Source organism: Pseudoalteromonas sp. bablab_jr011 (assembly GCF_016464045.1).
Lineage (GTDB): Bacteria > Pseudomonadota > Gammaproteobacteria > Enterobacterales > Alteromonadaceae > Pseudoalteromonas > Pseudoalteromonas lipolytica.
This window is the reverse complement of the sequence record NZ_JACDWU010000167.1, coordinates 73748-93398: the sequence shown is the minus strand read 5'-3', so window position 1 is coordinate 93398 and position 19651 is coordinate 73748. Positions and strand designations below refer to the sequence as shown.

20 protein-coding genes are annotated in these 19651 nt (G+C 42.5%); 15 read left to right on the top strand and 5 right to left on the bottom strand.

Going from position 1 to position 19651, the window contains the following annotated elements; genetic code table 11:
* Positions 1-148: 148 nt before the first annotated feature.
* From JIG41_RS08815 to purF, 12 genes are all read left to right on the top strand, one after another.
* Positions 149-2941, top strand: coding sequence for a monovalent cation/H+ antiporter subunit A (locus JIG41_RS08815; RefSeq protein ID WP_036969881.1), 2793 nt, complete (start codon positions 149-151; stop codon positions 2939-2941).
* Positions 2941-3285: a Na+/H+ antiporter subunit C gene (locus JIG41_RS08810; protein ID WP_036969879.1), complete on the top strand. Its 345-nt coding sequence runs from the start codon at positions 2941-2943 to the stop codon at positions 3283-3285. The genes JIG41_RS08815 and JIG41_RS08810 overlap by 1 nt, the downstream gene beginning before the upstream one ends.
* A complete protein-coding gene (locus JIG41_RS08805) occupies positions 3282-4799 on the top strand; it encodes a monovalent cation/H+ antiporter subunit D (protein WP_118844120.1) in 1518 nt (505 codons plus the stop codon). The genes JIG41_RS08810 and JIG41_RS08805 overlap by 4 nt, the downstream gene beginning before the upstream one ends.
* Entirely contained in the window at positions 4800-5336 is a 537-nt protein-coding gene (locus JIG41_RS08800; RefSeq protein ID WP_036969871.1) for a Na+/H+ antiporter subunit E, read from the top strand.
* Positions 5330-5599 (top strand): K+/H+ antiporter subunit F, encoded by a 270-nt coding sequence (locus JIG41_RS08795; RefSeq protein ID WP_036969869.1) that lies wholly within the window; start codon positions 5330-5332, stop codon positions 5597-5599. Before JIG41_RS08800 ends, JIG41_RS08795 begins: the two co-directional genes overlap by 7 nt.
* 8 nt (positions 5600-5607) lie before the next feature.
* Positions 5608-5940, top strand: coding sequence for a Na+/H+ antiporter subunit G (locus JIG41_RS08790; protein ID WP_036969868.1), 333 nt, complete (start codon positions 5608-5610; stop codon positions 5938-5940).
* A 104-nt stretch (positions 5941-6044) separates the two neighbouring features.
* A complete protein-coding gene (gene truA / locus JIG41_RS08785) occupies positions 6045-6839 on the top strand; it encodes a tRNA pseudouridine(38-40) synthase TruA (RefSeq protein WP_036969860.1) in 795 nt (264 codons plus the stop codon).
* 157 nt (positions 6840-6996) lie between these two features.
* Positions 6997-7872, top strand: a complete 876-nt coding sequence (gene accD, locus JIG41_RS08780; protein ID WP_036969857.1) for an acetyl-CoA carboxylase, carboxyltransferase subunit beta — start codon at positions 6997-6999, stop codon at positions 7870-7872.
* 25 nt (positions 7873-7897) lie between these two features.
* Entirely contained in the window at positions 7898-9163 is a 1266-nt protein-coding gene (folC, locus tag JIG41_RS08775) for a bifunctional tetrahydrofolate synthase/dihydrofolate synthase (protein ID WP_065978798.1), read from the top strand.
* Positions 9164-9174: 11 nt separating this feature from the next.
* Positions 9175-9843 (top strand): SPOR domain-containing protein, encoded by a 669-nt coding sequence (locus JIG41_RS08770; RefSeq protein WP_036969853.1) that lies wholly within the window; start codon positions 9175-9177, stop codon positions 9841-9843.
* A gap of 381 nt (positions 9844-10224) precedes the next feature.
* Complete coding sequence (locus tag JIG41_RS08765) at positions 10225-10719, top strand: CvpA family protein (RefSeq protein WP_036969851.1); 495 nt, start codon at positions 10225-10227, stop codon at positions 10717-10719.
* Positions 10720-10737: 18 nt separating this feature from the next.
* Complete coding sequence (gene purF, locus JIG41_RS08760) at positions 10738-12264, top strand: amidophosphoribosyltransferase (RefSeq protein ID WP_065978800.1); 1527 nt, start codon at positions 10738-10740, stop codon at positions 12262-12264.
* A gap of 78 nt (positions 12265-12342) precedes the next feature.
* On the opposite strand, the gene JIG41_RS08755 is transcribed toward purF, so the two are convergent.
* A complete protein-coding gene (locus JIG41_RS08755) occupies positions 12343-12942 on the bottom strand; it encodes a Yip1 family protein (protein WP_036969848.1) in 600 nt (199 codons plus the stop codon).
* A 231-nt stretch (positions 12943-13173) separates the two neighbouring features.
* Here JIG41_RS08755 and miaE point away from each other — a divergent pair, with 231 nt between their 5' ends.
* The gene (miaE, locus tag JIG41_RS08750; RefSeq protein ID WP_036971653.1) at positions 13174-13932 is read left to right on the top strand and encodes a tRNA isopentenyl-2-thiomethyl-A-37 hydroxylase MiaE; all 759 of its coding nucleotides are present in this window, start codon (positions 13174-13176) and stop codon (positions 13930-13932) included.
* Here miaE and JIG41_RS08745 read toward each other — a convergent pair.
* Genes JIG41_RS08745 through JIG41_RS08735 form a run of 3 tightly spaced genes read right to left on the bottom strand, consistent with a single transcriptional unit; the run spans position 13929 to position 16052 of the window.
* The gene (locus JIG41_RS08745; protein ID WP_036969846.1) at positions 13929-14720 is read right to left on the bottom strand and encodes an ABC transporter substrate-binding protein; all 792 of its coding nucleotides are present in this window, start codon (positions 14718-14720) and stop codon (positions 13929-13931) included. The genes miaE and JIG41_RS08745 overlap by 4 nt on opposite strands.
* 49 nt (positions 14721-14769) lie before the next feature.
* The gene (locus tag JIG41_RS08740) at positions 14770-15507 is read right to left on the bottom strand and encodes a UDP-2,3-diacylglucosamine diphosphatase (RefSeq protein WP_036969843.1); all 738 of its coding nucleotides are present in this window, start codon (positions 15505-15507) and stop codon (positions 14770-14772) included.
* Positions 15508-15560: 53 nt separating this feature from the next.
* Positions 15561-16052 carry a peptidylprolyl isomerase gene (locus JIG41_RS08735; protein WP_036969841.1) on the bottom strand — a complete coding sequence of 164 codons (492 nt, stop codon included), beginning with the start codon at positions 16050-16052 and terminating at the stop codon, positions 15561-15563.
* A 176-nt stretch (positions 16053-16228) separates the two neighbouring features.
* Between JIG41_RS08735 and cysS the strand changes: the two genes are divergently transcribed.
* Both cysS and JIG41_RS08725 read left to right on the top strand, forming a co-directional pair.
* Positions 16229-17608 carry a cysteine--tRNA ligase gene (gene cysS / locus JIG41_RS08730; protein ID WP_199524574.1) on the top strand — a complete coding sequence of 460 codons (1380 nt, stop codon included), beginning with the start codon at positions 16229-16231 and terminating at the stop codon, positions 17606-17608.
* 140 nt (positions 17609-17748) lie between these two features.
* Positions 17749-18618 (top strand): DMT family transporter, encoded by an 870-nt coding sequence (locus JIG41_RS08725; RefSeq protein WP_036969839.1) that lies wholly within the window; start codon positions 17749-17751, stop codon positions 18616-18618.
* Positions 18619-18681: 63 nt separating this feature from the next.
* Here JIG41_RS08725 and folD read toward each other — a convergent pair whose 3' ends face one another.
* Positions 18682-19536 carry a bifunctional methylenetetrahydrofolate dehydrogenase/methenyltetrahydrofolate cyclohydrolase FolD gene (folD, locus tag JIG41_RS08720; RefSeq protein ID WP_036969836.1) on the bottom strand — a complete coding sequence of 285 codons (855 nt, stop codon included), beginning with the start codon at positions 19534-19536 and terminating at the stop codon, positions 18682-18684.
* Between the last annotated feature and the right edge of the window lie 115 nt (positions 19537-19651).

Sequence of the window (19651 nt, the reverse complement as noted above, 5' to 3'; positions counted from 1 at the left end):
TATAGACAAAATAGCACCTGATCAGTATAACTATACGTACTGTAAGCTTTTTTTGAAGCCAACTTTTAACCATCCAAATGAACAGTACGCACCTAACTATAACTAGCAGCGGTATTGATATTCTTATGACACAAAAAGGCTCCTTATTATGACTTTGCTCTGGATACCCCTGTTATCCTTAATCGGCAGTGTTATTTCATCCTGCACTTCAAAACTAACGCGAAATCAAAGTACGGCTTTGACCATGTTAGCGCCTTTGATTGCCCTTGGAATTGTATTCTCGTTTACGCCTGCGGTTTTTTCTGGCGAAATAATCCGTTATAGCGCGGACTGGATCCCGCTACTCAACATGCAAGTTTCATTTAGGCTTGACGGCCTAACCTTGCTGTTTCTGTATATGATATTAGGCATTGGTGTCTTGGTCATATTCTATGCTCGCTATTACCTGAGCAAAGATGACTCTTTACCGAAGTTGTACTGCTATCTAATGCTATTCATGACAGCCATGGTTGGCATTGTTATGTCAAATAACGTGATTCAATTATGGCTATTTTGGGAGCTAACCAGCATTAGCTCGTTTTTACTAATTAGCTATTGGTGGGATAAGTCAGAAGCACGTAAAGGTGCGCGCATGGCATTGGCAATTACTGGTGCAGGTGGTTTAGCGTTATTAGCGGGTTTATTACTCATCGGCGATATTGTTGGTAGTTATAATTTAGATGTTATTTTAGCCAGTAAGACACTGATTCAATCGCATGATTTATATGAAGTGGCATTGGTACTTGTGCTGTTGGGGGCGTTTACTAAATCGGCGCAATTCCCATTCCATTTTTGGTTACCGCATGCCATGGCAGCGCCAACACCTGTGAGTGCGTATTTACACTCGGCAACCATGGTTAAAGCAGGGATCTTTTTACTCGCCCGTTTTTATCCTGCCTTATCAGGAACCGATACGTGGTTTATTTTGGTTGCTATGACAGGGTTATCAACGTTGCTTGTTGGTGCTTACGTTGCGCTCTTTAAGCATGATCTAAAAGGGCTGCTTGCCTACTCAACAATTAGTCATTTGGGCCTTATTACCTTATTGCTTGGTTTAGATACAGAGCTTGCGACTGTGGCCGCTATTTTTCATATTATTAACCATGCGACATTTAAAGCGTCTTTATTTATGGCCACCGGTATTATTGACCATGAAACGGGCACACGCGATATGCGTAAACTCAATGGTATGTGGCGTTTTATGCCATATACCGCCACATTAGCAATGGTCGCAGCAGCGGCAATGGCGGGTGTGCCACTACTGAACGGCTTTTTATCGAAAGAGATGTTTTTTGCAGAAACACTGCATCAACAAGTGCTTGGTTCAATGTCATGGTTAATCCCTGTTTTAGCGACCGTTGCAGGTGCGCTCTCAGTCGCTTATTCGGCGCGATTTATTCATGATGTCTTTTTTAATGGTGACCCAATTGATTTGCCAAAAACGCCTCATGAACCGCCGCGCTATATGCGAGTACCAATCGAAATATTAGTCGTAGTGTGCATATTAGTCGGTATGTTCCCGCATTTTGCGGTCAGCGATATTTTGGCTTCAGCGTCATTTGCCGTTTTAGGTGATGCGGCGCCAGCCTATAAGTTGTCTGTTTGGCATGGTTTAAACCTTCCGCTGTTAATGAGCTTTATTGCGACCTGTTGCGGTATCATCATTTATGTGCAGCGCAAACACCTGTTCCATTTCCAAGCATCGCTCCCCACGCTGAATGCTAAAAAAGGATTCGACCTTGGCTTGTACAGTGTTATTAAGTGGTCGCAACAGAAAGTTAATCGTATCGAAAATGGCTCGCTGCAACGCTATGCTTTTGTGATGATTGCGGTGGTTCTTTTATGTGCAGGTTGGCCACTGTTTGAAATGCGCCAACTAGCAGGGGCAAGTGAACTAACGCCGATTGATTTTCATAATGCGATAGGGGCTGGCTTATTAATTATTGGTGCGCTGGCAACTGTTATTTGGCATCGCTCTCGTATGATTTCACTGATCATGATTTCAATCGTGGGCTTAATGGTATCGGTCGCATTTACTCGATTCTCGGCACCTGACTTAGCATTAACTCAATTAACGGTTGAAGTAGTGACTGTTATTCTACTGATGCTTGCGCTGTTTTTCTTACCACAGCGCACACCAAAAGAATCAAGCTCATTACGCATGTTACGTGACCTAGGTATATCCTCTGCATTTGGTGTTGTTATAGCAAGTATCTGTTATGCACTCCTAACTAGACCGCTTGAGTCTATTTCAGACTTTTTTGTGGCAAATGCAAAAACAGGCGGTGGGGGAACCAACGTTGTAAATGTGATCCTTGTTGATTTTAGGGGATTCGATACATTAGGTGAAATCACCGTGTTAGGTATCGCTGCACTGGGTATTTATAAACTATTAATTAACTTGCCATTATTTATGCCAGCAAGTGACAGTGAAGGGCGACCTTGGGCACGTGAACGATACCCCATTTTACTTGCCAGTATTTCACAAAGCTTATTACCGCTTGCGTTATTGGTGTCTGCGTACATTTTCTTGCGTGGTCATAACTTACCAGGAGGCGGTTTTATAGCGGGGTTAGTGACTGCGATTGCCTTTATTTTGCAATATATGGCTAACGGTTCTAACTGGATTGCGGCACGTTTTGATGTGAATTACCGTAAGATTATCGCTTCCGGTATTGCCATAGCCTTATTCACGGGGTTAGGAAGTTGGGTGTTTGGGCGTCCATTCTTAACAACATGGTTTGATTATTTTGATATACCGCTAGTCGGCAAGACAGAACTTGCCAGTGCTATCATGTTTGATTTAGGTGTGTATTTAACTGTTGTAGGTGCAACGCTGATGATTTTAGCAAGTTTAGGAAAACTCACTGCTGATACACCCAAGCAAGAGGTAAATATTTAATGGAAGTATTGTACGCATCATGCGTGGGCGTGCTTGTCGCGTGTGGAATTTACTTAATTTTAAGAGCACGAACCTTTCCGGTGGTGCTTGGTTTAACCATGTTATCGTACGCGGTAAACCTATTTTTATTCTCATCAGGCCGTTTAACAATCAATAAAGCGGCTGTGCTTGGCAGTGGCAGTGAATATGCCGATCCGTTACCGCAAGCGTTAGTATTAACGGCCATTGTTATTGGCTTTGCAATGACGGCATTTGTGGTGATTTTATCTATTCGTGGTCGCGCAGATTTAGGTAACGACCATGTAGACGGACACCTGGTTAAATCGTCGAAGGAGCAAAAATGATCCAGCATTTAGCTTCATTGCCTATTTTAATCCCTATGCTAACAGGCGTTATACTTTTAATGCCGCCCTGTGGGAAAAACCTCTATATTCGCCGTGTTATGTCGGTGATTATGGCTGTGATCACCGTGCTCATTAGCGCTGGTTTATTAGTGTATGTGAATGATACTACGCCACTTGTGTATGCTATTGGCGATTGGTCAGCACCGTTTGGCATTGTATTAGTGGCCGACAGATTAGCGACATTGTTAGTGCTTTTAACCAGTTTACTGGGGGCTGTTGTTGTACTTTATAGCTGTGCCGGAGATGACAAAAAAGGCAGTTTTTTCCACCCATTAGTGCACTTTTTGATCTTAGGTGTGAATGGCGCGTTCTTAACGGGAGATGTCTTTAACCTGTTCGTCTTTTTTGAAGTATTGCTCATCGCTTCATACTCATTATTAATGCATGCTGGCGACAAACACAACACCCGAGCTGCGTTGCAATATGTGATTTTAAATTTAATTGGTTCAAGCGTGTTCCTGATAGCATTAGGCGTGCTCTACGGTGTACTAGGCACATTGAATATTGCTGATTTAGCCCAAAAAGTGCCTTTGCTTACAGGGGATGATGTTTATTTAGCAAAAGTAGGTGGTTTGTTGCTTATTGTCGTGTTTGCGTTAAAAGGTGCGTTATTACCGCTGCACCTATGGCTGCCGAACACCTACGCAAGCGCATTACCGGTTGTGGCTGCACTCTTTGCTATTATGACTAAAGTGGGTGTATACGCCATGCTGCGTGTATACACCGTTATTTTTGGTGATAATGCAGGCGAGCTTGCGCACATGGCTCAACCGTGGTTATGGGGTTTAGCACTTGCTACCATTGTAATGGGGGCCATTGGTGTCCTTGCCAGCCAAGACTTTAGAAAACTGGTGGCCAACTTAGTCATCGTATCAGTCGGTACGTTAGTGGCACTTGTTGCGCTTCAAAATGTAGCGGCAACTGCGGCATTACTCTATTACTTAGTGCATTCGACTATCGTGTGCGCCGTGTTGTTTTTACTTGCTGACTTGGTCGCGCTTCAGCGTGGTAAAGTTGCAGACCGTTTAGTTGCAGGACGCGCTGTCGCTCAGCCGTTTTTGTTGGGGATTAGTTTTGTGATAGCCGCACTTACAGTTGTGGGTATGCCACCGCTGTCGGGCTTTGTGGGTAAAATTTGGATTTTAAAGAGTACCCTAGATAGCGAAAAAGCCATGTTATTTTGGCCTATTTACCTTTTAGCGAGTTTGGCTGTTTTGGTGGCTATTTCTCGTGCAGGTACAAGCTTGTTTTGGGATCATAAACACAAAGACAGCGATGCAATAAAAGGCGTCAATGCACACCCACTGAAAGTAATTGCATTAATGACGCTATTAATTTGCTCGCCGTTGATGGTTATTTTTGCTGGGCCAGTGTCTGAATTTATGTTGGCGACCTCAGAGCAACTGTTCGACATAAACAGTGGTATCAATGATGTTTTACATGGAGGCCAGTAAATGCGGTTAGAAGCTCGTTTTCGTTGGCTACCTACGCCATTTCGCAGCGTATTATTATTTATTGTGTGGCTGCTATTAAATAATAGCGTGTCACCTGGGCACCTATTGTTGGCTGCTTTCTTTGCTATCACGATCCCGTGGATTACTTTTCCATTTCGTGACCCGCAACCGTTAATTGTAAGACCGGGGCTGGCATTTAGACATTTATTGTTAGTTTTATACGATATTGTCACAGCCAATTTGCAAGTTGCACTTTTAATTTTGGGACCAACTAAAAAGTTGCGTCCGGGGTTTGTTAAAGTGCCTCTCGATTTAAGTCATGAAATGCCAATCACAATTTTGGCAAGCACCGTGTCGCTAACCCCAGGTACGGTAAGTGCTGAGGTGTATCCTATTCCTGAATCACTTGCGGAAGGGGAAGAAGTACAGCAACGCTATTTGTTAATTCATGTCTTGGACTTAGCAGATGAACAGGTGTTAATTAATACGATTAAGCAGCGCTACGAAGCACCGCTTAAGGAGATTTTTCGATGCTAGACACGGTTTTTTTAATTGTTTACGCCATGATCGCAATATCGTTATTGCTTAACTTGTGGCGTTTGATTGCAGGGCCATCAGTGCCTGATCGCATTTTGGCTCTTGATACTATGTTTATCAACACCATCGCATTGATTATTCTGTATGGGATGAGCATGGATACAGGGCTTTATTTTGAAGCGGCTTTACTTATCGCCATGTTGGGCTTTGTGAGCACCGTCGCTGTATGTAAGTACCTGCTACGCGGCGATATTATTGAATAAGGTAACAGATGATGAGTGAGTGGATTGTATCAATCTTATTATTAATTGGTGGTTGCTTTATTTTAATAGGCTCAATAGGGTTAGTTAAAATGCCTGATTTTTTCATGCGTTTACATGGGCCAACGAAAGCAACAACATTAGGTATGGCATCGTTACTCATTGCTGCCATGGTTTATTTTACTTACACCCACGATGGCGTGAGCGTAAAAGAAATTTTAATTTCTATCTTTTTATTAATTACCGCACCTATCAGTGGCTACATGCTCATTAAGTCGGCAATACATCATAAGCTACGGGCTAAAGAAGGCACGAAGGGCTTAGATAATATTGAAGACGATTAATATCTGAGCACACAGCATTGTGTGATCTGCGATGGTGGCTTTTATTGCGCTCGTAGATCGCATAAAATGCCCCGTCATTAAGCACACTAGGTAAATATGTCATTATGCGAGTAGCACTTGGAGTAGAGTACAACGGCGCACGTTATAGTGGTTGGCAGCGCCAGTCACATGTTAATAGCGTACAACAAGAAGTAGAAACTGCGTTGTCGCGCATTTGTAATCACCCCGTTGAAATAGTCTGTGCTGGCCGAACTGATGCTGGAGTGCATGGCACTGGGCAAGTCGTGCACTTTGATACACACGCAGAACGTGAAATGGTCGCGTTTACGATGGGCATGAATACCTTACTGCCTAAAGATATTTCGATACGTTTTGCAAAGCCTGTTGATGAAGATTTTCATGCTCGCTTTAGTGCGACGGCGCGTCGATATCGTTACGTGATTTACAATTACACTTATCGTGGCGCAATTATGAGCGAAGGGGTGACGCACTTTCATCACCCACTAGATGAAACTAAAATGCAAGCAGCCTGTCAGTATTTAATAGGTGAGCATGACTTTACTTCGTTTCGCGCACTGCATTGCCAAGCGAATACGGCAAATAGAACGATTCATCACTTGTCTGTAAAACGTCAGGGTGACTATGTCGTTATTGACATTAAAGCCAATGCATTTTTGCACCATATGGTGAGAAATATCACGGGCTGTTTAATGGATATTGGCTTACATAAGCATGAGCCAGTGTGGTTAAAAGAATTACTTGATTTAAAAGAGCGTGCAAAGGCAAGTGCCACTGCAAAAGCGGCGGGACTGTATTTAGTGGACGTGGATTACCCTGAGCATTTTGGTATTCCTAAAACCCCATTAGGACCTTTGTTCTTACCTGATTCAGATAGTTAACTGCGAAAGGCTCACTACTAAGACCAGTTTTTTATATCGTCTGCGGGTAATTCATGTTTTAATTGAAAAAATCTGTCTGCTTATTTCTTGTGTAAATTACTAAGTGGTATTTCACTTTAGCAGACTGCGACACAGAACAGTATTAAGAGAGTTGCAAATGAGTTGGTTAGAAAAAATCTTACCTAAAACGACTAAATCGTCAGGTCGTAAAGAAATCCCTGAAGGGGTTTGGGCTAAGTGTACAGACTGTGATTCAATTTTATATAAAGCAGAATTAGAAAAAGCACTCAATGTATGCCCTAAATGCGATCACCACATGCGTTTAAGTGGTCGTAAGCGTCTTGAAAACTTTTTAGATGACGCTGACCGCCAAGAAATTGGTGCACAGCATGAGCCAAAGGACGTTTTAAAGTTTAAAGACTCTAAAAAGTATTCAGATCGTATCACGCAGGCGCAAAAAGTAAGCGGTGAAAAAGACGCACTTGTTGCAATGAAAGGCCGTTTAAAAGGTATTCCAGTCGCTGCTGTTGCATTTGAGTTCTCATTTATGGGTGGTTCAATGGCGTCGGTTGTAGGTGCACGCTTTGTTGATGCTGTTGACCAATGTTTAGAGCACAACATGCCGCTTATCTGTTTCTCTGCATCGGGCGGTGCGCGTATGCAAGAAGCATTAATGTCATTAATGCAAATGGCTAAAACAAGTGCAGCTTTAGCTAAAATGAGCGAAAAAGGCTTGCCATTTATTTCAGTATTAACAGACCCAACGATGGGCGGTGTATCTGCATCACTTGCCATGTTAGGTGACGTTAATGTCGCTGAGCCAAAAGCATTAATTGGTTTTGCAGGCCCACGCGTTATTGAGCAAACAGTACGTGAAACGCTTCCAGAAGGTTTCCAACGCAGTGAATTCTTGTTAGAGCACGGTGCAATTGACATGATCGTTGACCGTCGTGAAATGCGTGACACCCTTGCTCGCATCCTCGCAAAATTTATGAACTTGCCTTCTACCGAACAAGAGCATAGAGTAGCGTAAATTTCAGCTTAACTGATTACACGCTATGACAGAAATCCTTCCTAGCCAATCATCGAGCCTTGATGATTGGCTTTGTTATTTAGAAAGTATCCACCCTGCAAATATTGAGATGGGCTTAGAGCGCGTTGCACGCGTTGCTAATCAAGTCGATTTACTCAATAGCCCTAGCAAAATTATCCTTATCGCAGGTACGAATGGTAAAGGCACGACTGCGCGTTGTCTTGAAAGCCTTCTTCTGGCGCAAGGCTTTAGTGTTGGTACGTATGCTTCTCCTCATTTAATTCGATATAACGAGCGAGTGCGTATTAACGGACAAGAGCTGGACGATCAATTTCATGTTGATGCGTTTGATATGCTCGAAAAAGGCCGAGGTGACACGTCACTGACTTATTTTGAATATGGCACCTTAGGCGCGTTAGCTATCTTTAAACGCCATGCTGTTGATTACGTGCTGTTAGAAGTCGGGTTAGGTGGACGATACGATGCAACAAATATTGTTACACCGCATGCCTGTGTGATTACTACCATCGACCTTGATCATAAAGAATACCTAGGTGATACACGTGAGCTTGTCGGTTACGATAAAGCCGGTATTTTTCGTAACAATACTCCCGCAGTTGTTGGCGATTTAAATATTCCTCATACGGTTACCGATTACGGTAATGAAATTAACGCGGATATGGTGTTATCTGGCCGTGATTTTACTTTTGCCGAGGACGCTGACGGGTTTAATTGGCAGTATCAGGGAAATAACTGGCGCTTTGCAAAGCCTGCCATCCCTTGTCAAAACGCTGCAACTGCACTGACGTTATTAAGCAAGCTTGCACTTTTACCACGTGAGCAGCAGGTGCGTGAGTGCTTGGCAAATTTAACGGTAGAAGGGCGCTTTCAACAATTAAGCGACACACCACGTGTTTTTACCGATGTTGCACATAATCCTGAGTCAGCACGTTATTTAGCGCGCAAATTAAGCGTGTATAAAGATCAAGGGTTTAAAATTCATGCATTAGTCGCTATGCTTGCAGATAAAGATAAAGTGGCTGCGATGTCGGCCGTGGCAGATGTGGTTGATGAGTGGTCATTAGCGAGCTTAGATTGTTTTCGTGGAGACACAGTTGAAAATCTAGCGAAGGCACTGGCTGAGACACCATCGACAGCACCCAGCACGCATTACCCTAATGTAGAAGCTGCGTTGGATAAAATAGTGCAAACAGTCGATGCGAATACCTTAGTGATTGTGTTTGGTTCGTTTATCACTGTGGCTGCAGCCATTAACTACTTTAAAAAATAGAGAGGAATTCGGTGAACGCAGGGTTTATTAATCGCTTAGTAGGGACCACCATTGTGGTTGTAGCGGCTATTGTCTTTATTCCAAATATTTTGGATGGAGAGAAGGTTCATTACACAGACGGCTTTAAAGCGATCCCTGAACGCCCAGAGTTCACGACGATTGACTTACAAGAGGCGATTGATAATAAGGTCGCCTCAACAGAGCAGCCCTTAGCAGCGCAGGTAGAAGATATTCAGGCTGATGACGCAAAGCTTGCTTCAGACCACGTTAAACAAATCGATGAACCCGCCAAAATGGTCGAAGCATCGACAGACGACACCGTGACTATTGCTAAAATAGAGCCTAAAGCGGAAGTTAAAACGCAAGTTAAAGCGCAGCCTAAGCCTGCTGAAAAAACAGCAGAACCGGCACGCAAAGCCGAAGAAAACTTGACGCAAATGGCTTATGTGATTCAACTCGGTAGCTTTTCGCACGCTCCAAACGTTAAATCACTGCAAGAAAAGCTAAAAGCAAACGGCTTTAAAACCTTCACTCGTCCAATTAAGACCCCTAATGGCACTTTAACAAAAGTCTTTGTGGGTCCGTCACTGAATAAGAAAGAGCTTGAGAGTAAACTGCCCGAGTTAAAACAGCTAACCAAGTTAAATGGCAAAGTTACTCAGTTTGAAGTAACAAAGTGATCTAACCTAAGTTGCACGCTTTCATACCAATGCGCTTATTTAGTTCCTTAAAGTGATTTAGTCTAATTGCGGATTGGTATAACCCCTTAACCCCTTAACCCCCTAACGAATCCTGTAACAGCGACAAGGGGGCTTTCACCGAACGGGTGGCGATACAGCTCAAGTATCATTTAAGTTGCCACAACACCGTATAGCCCCCCTTGTAACGTGCCAAAGGGCATGGCTAAAACATGTTTTTACTGCCTTGTTGATTTAGCCAAGATATCACTATTGCCTGCAATCAATGCCTTGTCTAAATACGTTTTATATCATGCTGAAATCTTGCATCTACAGGTGGTTTGGGTATAGAATGCGCCCCAAATTAACGACTAGTTGGTTATTATGATCTGGGTTGATTACGCCATACTTGGCATCATTGCACTGTCTACCATCATTGGCTTAATACGTGGCTTTGTAAAAGAAGCAATGTCATTGGCTGTATGGGCTGGCGCATTTATCATCTCTAGCTTGTTTTACCAATATTTAGCATCCTTCCTAACAAGTATTTCAGAACCCCTTTTAAGAAATGCTGCCGCAATAGCCATATTATTTTTTGCGACACTCCTGTTAGGTGGATTACTAAACTATATTTTAGGTGAGCTTGTACAACGTACTGGTTTATCTGGCACCGACCGTGTTTTTGGCATAGTGTTTGGTGCGCTTCGAGGCGTGTTGGTCGTGAGCGCGTTACTCTTCTTTCTTGATGCTTTTACCGGTGCACCTAATACGCATTGGTGGGGCAACTCTATTTTGATTCCAGAATTTGGCTTTGTTGTTGAGTGGTTCTTTTCGTACCTCGAAAACAACTCAAGTTTTTTAAATTCTGTAAACCGTTAATCGGCGAGGATAAATTTAATGTGTGGTATCGTTGGCATAGTCGGAACTTCTCCTGTTAATCAGGCGATATATGATGGCTTAACTGTTTTGCAACACCGCGGTCAAGATGCAGCTGGCATCATTACCATTGAAAACAACACGTTTAGCTTACGTAAAGCCAATGGCCTAGTTAAAGATGTATTTCATACCCGTCATATGAAGCGTCTACAAGGAACGATTGGTATTGGCCATGTTCGCTACCCGACAGCTGGTTCATCTAGCTCGTCTGAAGCGCAACCTTTCTATGTTAACTCGCCATTTGGTATTGCACTTGCGCACAATGGTAACTTAACAAATGCAGAAGCATTAAAGCAGCAATTATTTTCAGAAGCTCGCCGTCATGTTAATACAACATCAGACTCTGAGATCTTACTTAATATCATGGCGCATGAGTTAAGTAAGCCAAATAAATTAAAGCTTGAAGCACAAGACATTTTTGATGCTGTCACTGAAGTAATCAATAAAGTAAATGGTGGCTATGCAACAATTGCAATGATCATCGGCCACGGTATTGTTGCTTTTCGTGACCCGAATGGTATTCGTCCGTTAGTATTTGGTAAGCGTGAAACGGCAAACGGCACAGAATATATGTTTGCATCAGAAAGCGTCGCATTAAAAACAGACGGTTTTGAGTTTGTACGTGATGTTGCGCCAGGCGAAGCGATTTATGTGACTGAAGACGGTCAGCTTTTCTCTCAACCTTGTGCTGAAAAAACGAGTTACTCGCCTTGTATTTTTGAGTTTGTTTACTTTGCACGCCCAGATTCAAACATTGACCGTATGTCAGTGTATGCAACGCGTGTCAACATGGGTACCAAGCTCGGTGAAAAAATTGCACGTGAATGGGCCGATAAAGACATTGACGTTGTTATCCCTATTCCTGAAACATCATGTGATGTCGCACTGGAAATTGCCTCTGTACTTAACTTGCCATACCGCCAAGGTTTCGTTAAAAACCGTTATATTGGTCGTACATTTATCATGCCTGGCCAAGAAATGCGTAAAAAGTCAGTTCGCCAGAAATTAAATGCGATTGACCGTGAGTTCAAAGGTAAGAATGTACTGCTTGTAGATGATTCAATTGTACGTGGTACTACCTCAGCGCAAATCGTTGAGATGGCACGTGAGTCAGGTGCTAAAAATGTATACTTTGCTTCAGCAGCGCCTGAAATACGCTTCCCGAACGTGTATGGTATTGACATGCCTTCGGCTGCTGAGCTGATTGCGCATGGCCGTGAAGTAGAAGACATTAATGCAAGTATTGGTGCAGATGGCCTAATCTATCAGTCACTTGATGACTTAATCTCGGCAGTAAGCCAAGAGAACCCTGAAATCACACGTTTTGAAACATCGGTATTTGATGGTCAGTATATTACGGGTGATATTGATCAGGATTATTTAAACCGCATTGACCGCTTACGTAATGATTCAGCGAAATCAACGCGTGAAAATGCAATGTCGTCAGGTTTAGAGTTACACAATCAAGAAGAGAATGGTGCTGATTAATTAGCAACTCGCTTGAATAATAAAAAAGGAGCTTGCGAGCTCCTTTTTTGTTTGTGGAAAGAAAGGATTTAATTCTCGTTAGGTAAACATAGGATGGACAATGCCGTTAGTCCACAAAATAGCGGTTGCAGCTAAAATAATGACCAATAAAATCAGTCCGCATGTGACCACTGAACTGGCATAAATAAAACCTCGCTCCTCAGGGATATGCATTAAAATGGGCACCCCTGTGTAGAGTAAATATACCGAGTAAGCAAGCGCGACCAAGCCTACACACACGACAAACCACAGCTCGGGTAGAAATGCAGCAAGCGATGACATAAACACCGGTGTTGCCGTATACGCAGCAAGTTCCAAAGTTTGTGTAAAGGTCGGTTTTGCACCAAACGTAACGGCCATCCAATGCGCAAGGTAGGCCAGCGCAAATACGCCTACTATTAGTGCAAAATACATCGCAACCGCGATAAGCAATGCACTATCATGGGTCAAAAAGACTGCCTCACCTGAGCCAATGCTCCAACCCAAATGAACTGAAGAGTAATACCCCATAATAGAGGGGATACACGCGATAAGTAAGATATGTGATAAGCTGTAACGCAAGCTTTCATGCCGATTATCAATGGTTTGCCACTCTTCGAGTGGATGAGCATATAAGCCCCATAGATGGTTTAGAATCATAATTGTTGCCCCTGTAAAAAAGGAATATGAGCTGTTTTATTTTTGTACAGCTTTGATTAAGTTATGGTTCACTTATTAAATCTTGTCAAGAAGCTGAAATAATCGAATACTCAGTTAAGATGTAACTCTTTAGTGCATATAAGAAATTACTTTTGCCCTGATTTGGGTCATGGAGTGAAACGATATTTATGTGGTAAAATGCACGCTTGTTTGACGATGAGAATAGAATCAGTGCCTTACTCTGCATTATTAGCCCCGATACAGTCATTTTTGCAATGCGAAACACCCGATGAGTGGATTGTTGCGGCAACCAAAAAAGAAAACTTAGATATCGTATTAATCGATCACTTAATTTGTGAATTAAAAGCGGCACAGAGTGCGATGTTTTTAATTCGTAAGTATGCGGTTGATAAAGAAAGTGCGGATGCGTTACTTGAGTGGTTAAAGCCCTTTGAAACACTTATTTATAAGCGCGACGGCGATTGGCGTGAGCTTGCAGATAAAAACAAGCTGACTAAGTCGATGATCCCAAAATCGGATTCACCTTATGGGCAAGATCTCATTGATAAAATGGTGATGCTTATTAAAGAAGAGCTGCATCATTTTTATCAAGTGCTTGAGATTATGGATGAATATGGCATTGAGTATAAAAGTATTACCCCATGTCGTTATGCCAAAGGGATGCTGCGCCACGTAAAAACTTACGAGCCAGATGCCTTAGTTGATAAGTTAATTATTGGTGCCTACATTGAAGCACGCTCGTGTGAGCGTTTTGCTAAATTAGCGCCGCATGTTGATAAACGCTTAGGTGATTTTTATATTTCATTGCTGCGCTCAGAAGCGCGTCATTACCAAGACTATTTAACACTTGCGCAAGAGATCAGTGAGTTTGATATCAGCGAGCGTGTCGAATTTTTTGCGCACATTGAAGCTGAGTTAATTTCAACGCCTGATGACGATTTTAAATTTCACAGTGGGGTGCCTGCTTAAGGCATCTCAGTGCGAATAAATGGTGAGTAGAAGGCTTGTTTTTCTTTGTCACTTAGATGATAACGATTAAGGATTATTTCTGCTTGGCCATTGTTAATTATTTCGACCAAGCCTTTTTCTAATTCGTTTTGAAATTCAATTGATTGAGGATGGCTTTTAGCTGAAATGATATAAAGTTGATGAGTCGCAATATTGGGTTTTAACGCGGTAATAACCACATCGCTGTTTTGTAATTTACTATTATGTGCGAGCCAGTATTCAGCCACTTCTTGCGTACCTGCTACGAGGTCAACCCGTTCTTGCTGAAGTAAGTAAAGGCTTTCAACTAAATCACGTGTGGTTGTAATACCTAATGTTGTGTTGTTCGTAAATTCTTCACTACTTACATAATCTTCTCCTTTACTTATCGTGTAAGGCAGGAGAGATTCGAGAGAGCCATCGTATCGAATTACGGCATCTTGGCGCTTAAACAAAACAACATTGGCAAAGCCAAGAGGTTTTGAATAATAAAATACTTTGGCTCGCTCTTCTGAGTAAAAAGCACCTAGAACAGCAATGTGCTTATGTCGTTTGGCTAATTTAAGTGCCCGAGCCCACTGTGTATATTCAATGACGGCTTTTTTATTTTGACTTTTTAAAGCGGCAATAACCACCTCATGAACCCAACCCGGTTTTTCACTATTATCGATTAGAAAAGGTGGGAAAGGCTCTGTGACTAACCGCCAAGTTTGGCTATTGAGTGTAAAGCAAACTAGTAAGCAGCACAGGCATGTTAATCGTGTAATCATAAAACGGCACGCTTTAAACGGAGACTCTGTTCAAGCATAGCTAAAATTCTTACGATTTAAAGGGGGTGTGGACGAGTTCTTGATTGTTGGGGGTTACTCTTAAATATGAGCCTTGTTCATACCAGTCACCTAACACAGTACGAATTAACGTTTTACCATTAACAGTGTATTGATGAACATTTGGGCGGTGTGTATGACCGTGGATCATATTAGCAACGTGGTGCTTTTTGAACATGGCAAGAACAGCTTCTTCGGTTACATCAAGAATTTCGAGTGCTTTACCTGCTTGGCTTTGTTTTGACTTTTCGCGGGCGTTACGGGCAATTTTCTTTCTGTACCATAGTGGCATCGCTAACATGAGCTTAGGCCACCACCAACCACGACTTTTTTTACGAAACTTTTGATATTCAATATCTTGAGTACACATTTCATCGCCATGCAGTAGCACCGTCGGCGTGCCATATAAATCAATAACAACCTGTTCAGGCAGCAACGTCATATTGGCGCTGTTGGCATAGCCGTCACGCATAATAAAGTCTCGATTGCCGTGTATGAAAAAAAGCTCAGTACCACTTTCAGCTGCTTGTCTTAAGTGTGCAGCCACACGTTCTGAAAGTGTCGTTTGATAGTCATCACCAACCCAAACTTCAAAAAAATCACCCAGAATATATAACGCATCTACGTCATCATTAATAATCTTGTCATCAAGAAAATCAAAAAATGCCGTGGTGATATCAGGGCGGTTTTCTGTTAAATGGAGGTCGGCAATAAAATAGCTCTGTTTCATAGTCACTCGCAAAAAAGCGGGCTTAAGCCCGCTTATAAAGACTCACCGTTAGCTTAGCTAACAGTTACTTTTTCGATAATTACATCTTCAAGTGGTACGTCTTGGTGGAAGCCTGCGCTGCCAGTCGCAACACCTTTGATTTTGTTTACGATGTCCATACCTTCAACTACTTCTGCAAACACACAATAGCCCCAGCCTTGTGAAGTTTCGCTGCTGAAGTTTAAGAAATCATTGTCGTTCACGTTAATGAAGAACTGTGCAGTCGCTGAGTGTGGATCAGGCGTACGTGCCATGGCTAATGTACCAACTTTGTTTGCTAGGCCATTGTTTGCTTCATTTTGAATAGGGTTATTAACTTCTTTTTGAACCATACCTGGCTCAAAACCACCGCCTTGAACCATGAAACCATCAATTACACGGTGGAAAATAGTGCCGTTGTAAAAGCCTGCGTTTGCATACTCTAAAAAGTTTTTAACAGTGTTTGGTGCATCGCTTTCGTGCATTTTGATGGTGATATCACCAAAGTTTGTGTGTAGAACAACCATGAGGTTTCCTATATCTGGTTTAATAATGCCGTTATTTTATAGCACTTAGCTAAGATTAACAAAGTGCTTGTTGAGAAGATTAACAAAGTGCTTGTTCAATTGATAAAGCGCTAGAGCAGTGGCTTTGCAAGTGTTACCATAGAGAATCTCGAAACACCGTTAAGGACATTTTATAAATGGTACAAATTTACAACACACTTACACGACAAAAAGAACAGTTTAAACCCCTTGTTGATGGCAAAATCGACATGTATGTGTGTGGTATCACTATTTATGATTACTGTCACATTGGACATGCGCGTACTTTTGTTGGCTTCGACGTTATTGTCCGTTACCTGCGCCATATTGGTTACGACTTAAAATATGTCCGCAATATTACGGACGTTGATGACAAAATAATCAAGCGTGCTCATGAAAACGGTGAGTCTATAAATGACTTAACAGTCCGTATGACTAAAGCGATGCACGAAGACTTTGATAGTTTAAACATGCTTCGTCCTGATGTTGAGCCAACGGTAACCAACCACATGGATGAAATCATCGCCATGGTTGAGCGTTTAATAGCGAAAGGTCATGCTTACGTAGCAGCTGACGGCGATGTATTGTTTGATGTATCAACATTTGAGCAATACGGTGCACTTTCACAGCAAGACTTAACTATGTTGCAAGCGGGTTCGCGTGTTGAAGTTGCGCAAGATAAGCAAGATCCGCTTGATTTCGTACTTTGGAAAAGAGCCAAGCCAGGTGAGCCTTCGTGGTCATCGCTATGGGGTGAGGGTCGTCCTGGTTGGCATATTGAGTGTTCGGCAATGAGCTCTAAACATTTAGGTGAGCATTTTGATATTCATGGGGGAGGATCAGATTTACAGTTCCCTCACCACGAAAACGAAATTGCTCAATCATGCTGTGCAAACAACGGTAAGTACGTAAATACCTGGATCCACACAGGCATGGTGCAGGTAAATAAAGAGAAGATGTCTAAGTCATTGAACAACTTCTTTACCGTACGTGACGTACTAACAGAGTACGATGCTGAGTCGGTTCGTTATTTCTTAATTTCGGGTCATTACCGCAGCCAACTTAATTACTCGCAAGAGAACCTTGAGCAAGCACGCTCTTCATTAGAGCGCATTTACACGGCATTACGCGGTGTAACACCTGTTGAGTGTGAATTAGCCGACAATGAATACGTTACAAAATTCAGAAAAGCAATGGACGATGACTTCAATACACCTGAAGCATTACCTGTGTTATTTGAATTAGCAAAAGAGCTTAACCGTGTGAAAGACAGCGATGCAGAGCAAGCTGGAAAATTAGCTTTTGTACTTCGTAGTATTGCCGAAGTATTAGGTGTTGCGCAGCAAGACCCAGAAGCTTTCCTGCAAGGCGGTCAAGACGATGACGAAGTAGCACAGATTGAGGCCTTAATCATGCAACGTAATGAAGCCCGCGCTAACAAAGATTGGGCCGCTGCTGATGAAGCACGTGATGCGCTAAATGCGTTAGGTGTGGTGCTTGAAGACTCTGCTGGAAAAACAACGTGGCGTAAAGCGTAAACACTAAGCTAAAATTGAAACCGACAAAAGGTTGCCATATTGGCAGCCTTTTTTGTTTTTAGTTTTTTATTTTTAAGTATTGACCTCAATAAAGGTTGAGGTTTTATTTTATCGCTATTGTGCATTTACAAGGACTTACATTGAATATTTTTCTTGCCATGATCCCCGCTTTTTTATGGGGTACAACTTATGCGGTGACAAAATATGCGACCCCTGATTGGCCGCCGTTATTATTAGGTGCGTTACGCGCATTACCCGCAGGGTTACTTTTATTATTAATAAAACCAAGCTTTCCTCGCGCGCGTCAATGGCCCAGCTTACTCGTTTTAGGCGCTATAAACATCGCCCTGTTTTTTGCGTTTATCTTTATTATGGCGATTAATCTTCCTGCAGCAATTGCTGGTGTTGGCATGGTGTCGGTCCCCGTGGTCGCACTTTTATATGCATGGATAGCAAAAGGACAGCGACCCGCAAAGCCTCAAGCTATTAGTGCAGCCGTATTAGTCGTGCTTGCATGGTTATTGTTCGACCCCGCTTATGTCGCTTTAAATGCACTGGGTGTCGGTGCTTTATTGGGGGCATTACTGACGATTGTGATTGGCAGTACCCTTGTACAAACCTTATCAGTCAGTATTCATTGGTGGGTGGTGCTTACATGGCAGTTAATTATTGGCGGTACTATTTTATTACTCGCTGCGGTCATAGACGGCAGCTTCATTAATCCAACAAATTACCACAGCGTTTTTGAGCCTATTTCAACGCTACAATACAGTGCATTATTTTGGCTTATTGTGCCCAATACAGCGATTGCCTATATTTTATATGTATGGTTACTTGGGCGTATGAGTGTGGCTGAATTTTCATTTGGCACGATTGCGAATCCAATTGCAGGGATCATCTGTGCAATTATTTTATTAAATGAGCAATACCAACCATGGCAGTATTTGATTATGTTTACGATGATTATTTTTTCGGTGTTGCCGCAAATGCTAAAACTTAAACGCGTGTAAACGTATTCGTTTCACAATAAAAAAGGGTTGCCATGTGGCAACCCTTTTTACAATCAATCATTATTAGCTGTGATATTTTTCACATGCTTCAAGGGTGTTCTCAATGAGGCTTGCAACAGTCATCGGGCCGACACCACCTGGCACAGGCGTGATGAAGTGCGCTTTTTGTTCGGCAATATCATATTGAACATCACCCACAAGTTTGCCAGATTCAAGGCGGTTAATACCTACATCAATGACGATAGCGCCTTCTTTAACCCAGTCACCAGGAATAAATTCGGGTTTACCTACAGCCACCACCAATAAGTCTGCACGACGCACATGAGTTTCTAAATCCTGCGTGAATTTATGACACACCGTTGTTGTACAACCGGCAAGCAGTAACTCAAGTGACATAGGACGACCAACAATGTTCGATGCACCAACCACAACCGCATGCATGCCTTTATAACGCACACCCGTAGAGTCGAGTAGGGTAATAATCCCTTTAGGTGTACAGGGGCGAAGTGCTGGCATACGCTGTGCTAAACGGCCAATGTTATAAGGATGGAAACCATCAACATCTTTATGAGGGGTAATACGTTCAAGAATCTTCTCTGCATCAAGACCTTGCGGCAAAGGAAGTTGAACTAAAATGCCGTCTACTTCTTTGTCTTCATTAAGTTGATCAATTAATGCGAGTAAGTCTTGCTCTGTCGTGTCGCCAGGTAAATCGTAAGATTTAGAAACAAAGCCGACTTCTTCACAGGCTTTGCGTTTTGAACCTACATATACTTGGCTTGCTGGATCTTGACCAACTAACACGACTGCGAGTCCTGGAGCACGTAAACCGTTTGCAACACGCGCTGCAACTCGTTCTGCCACATTACTGCGTACTTGTTTAGCTATTGCCTTACCATCGATGATGTTTGCCGTCATGGGTGACCTTTCATTGGGGTTAGTTAACTTGATACTGATACATCAAAATATGATCATCCGAATAAGGGGCATGGATATAACAAACACGTTTGTTTGATCATATTTTATTATGCTG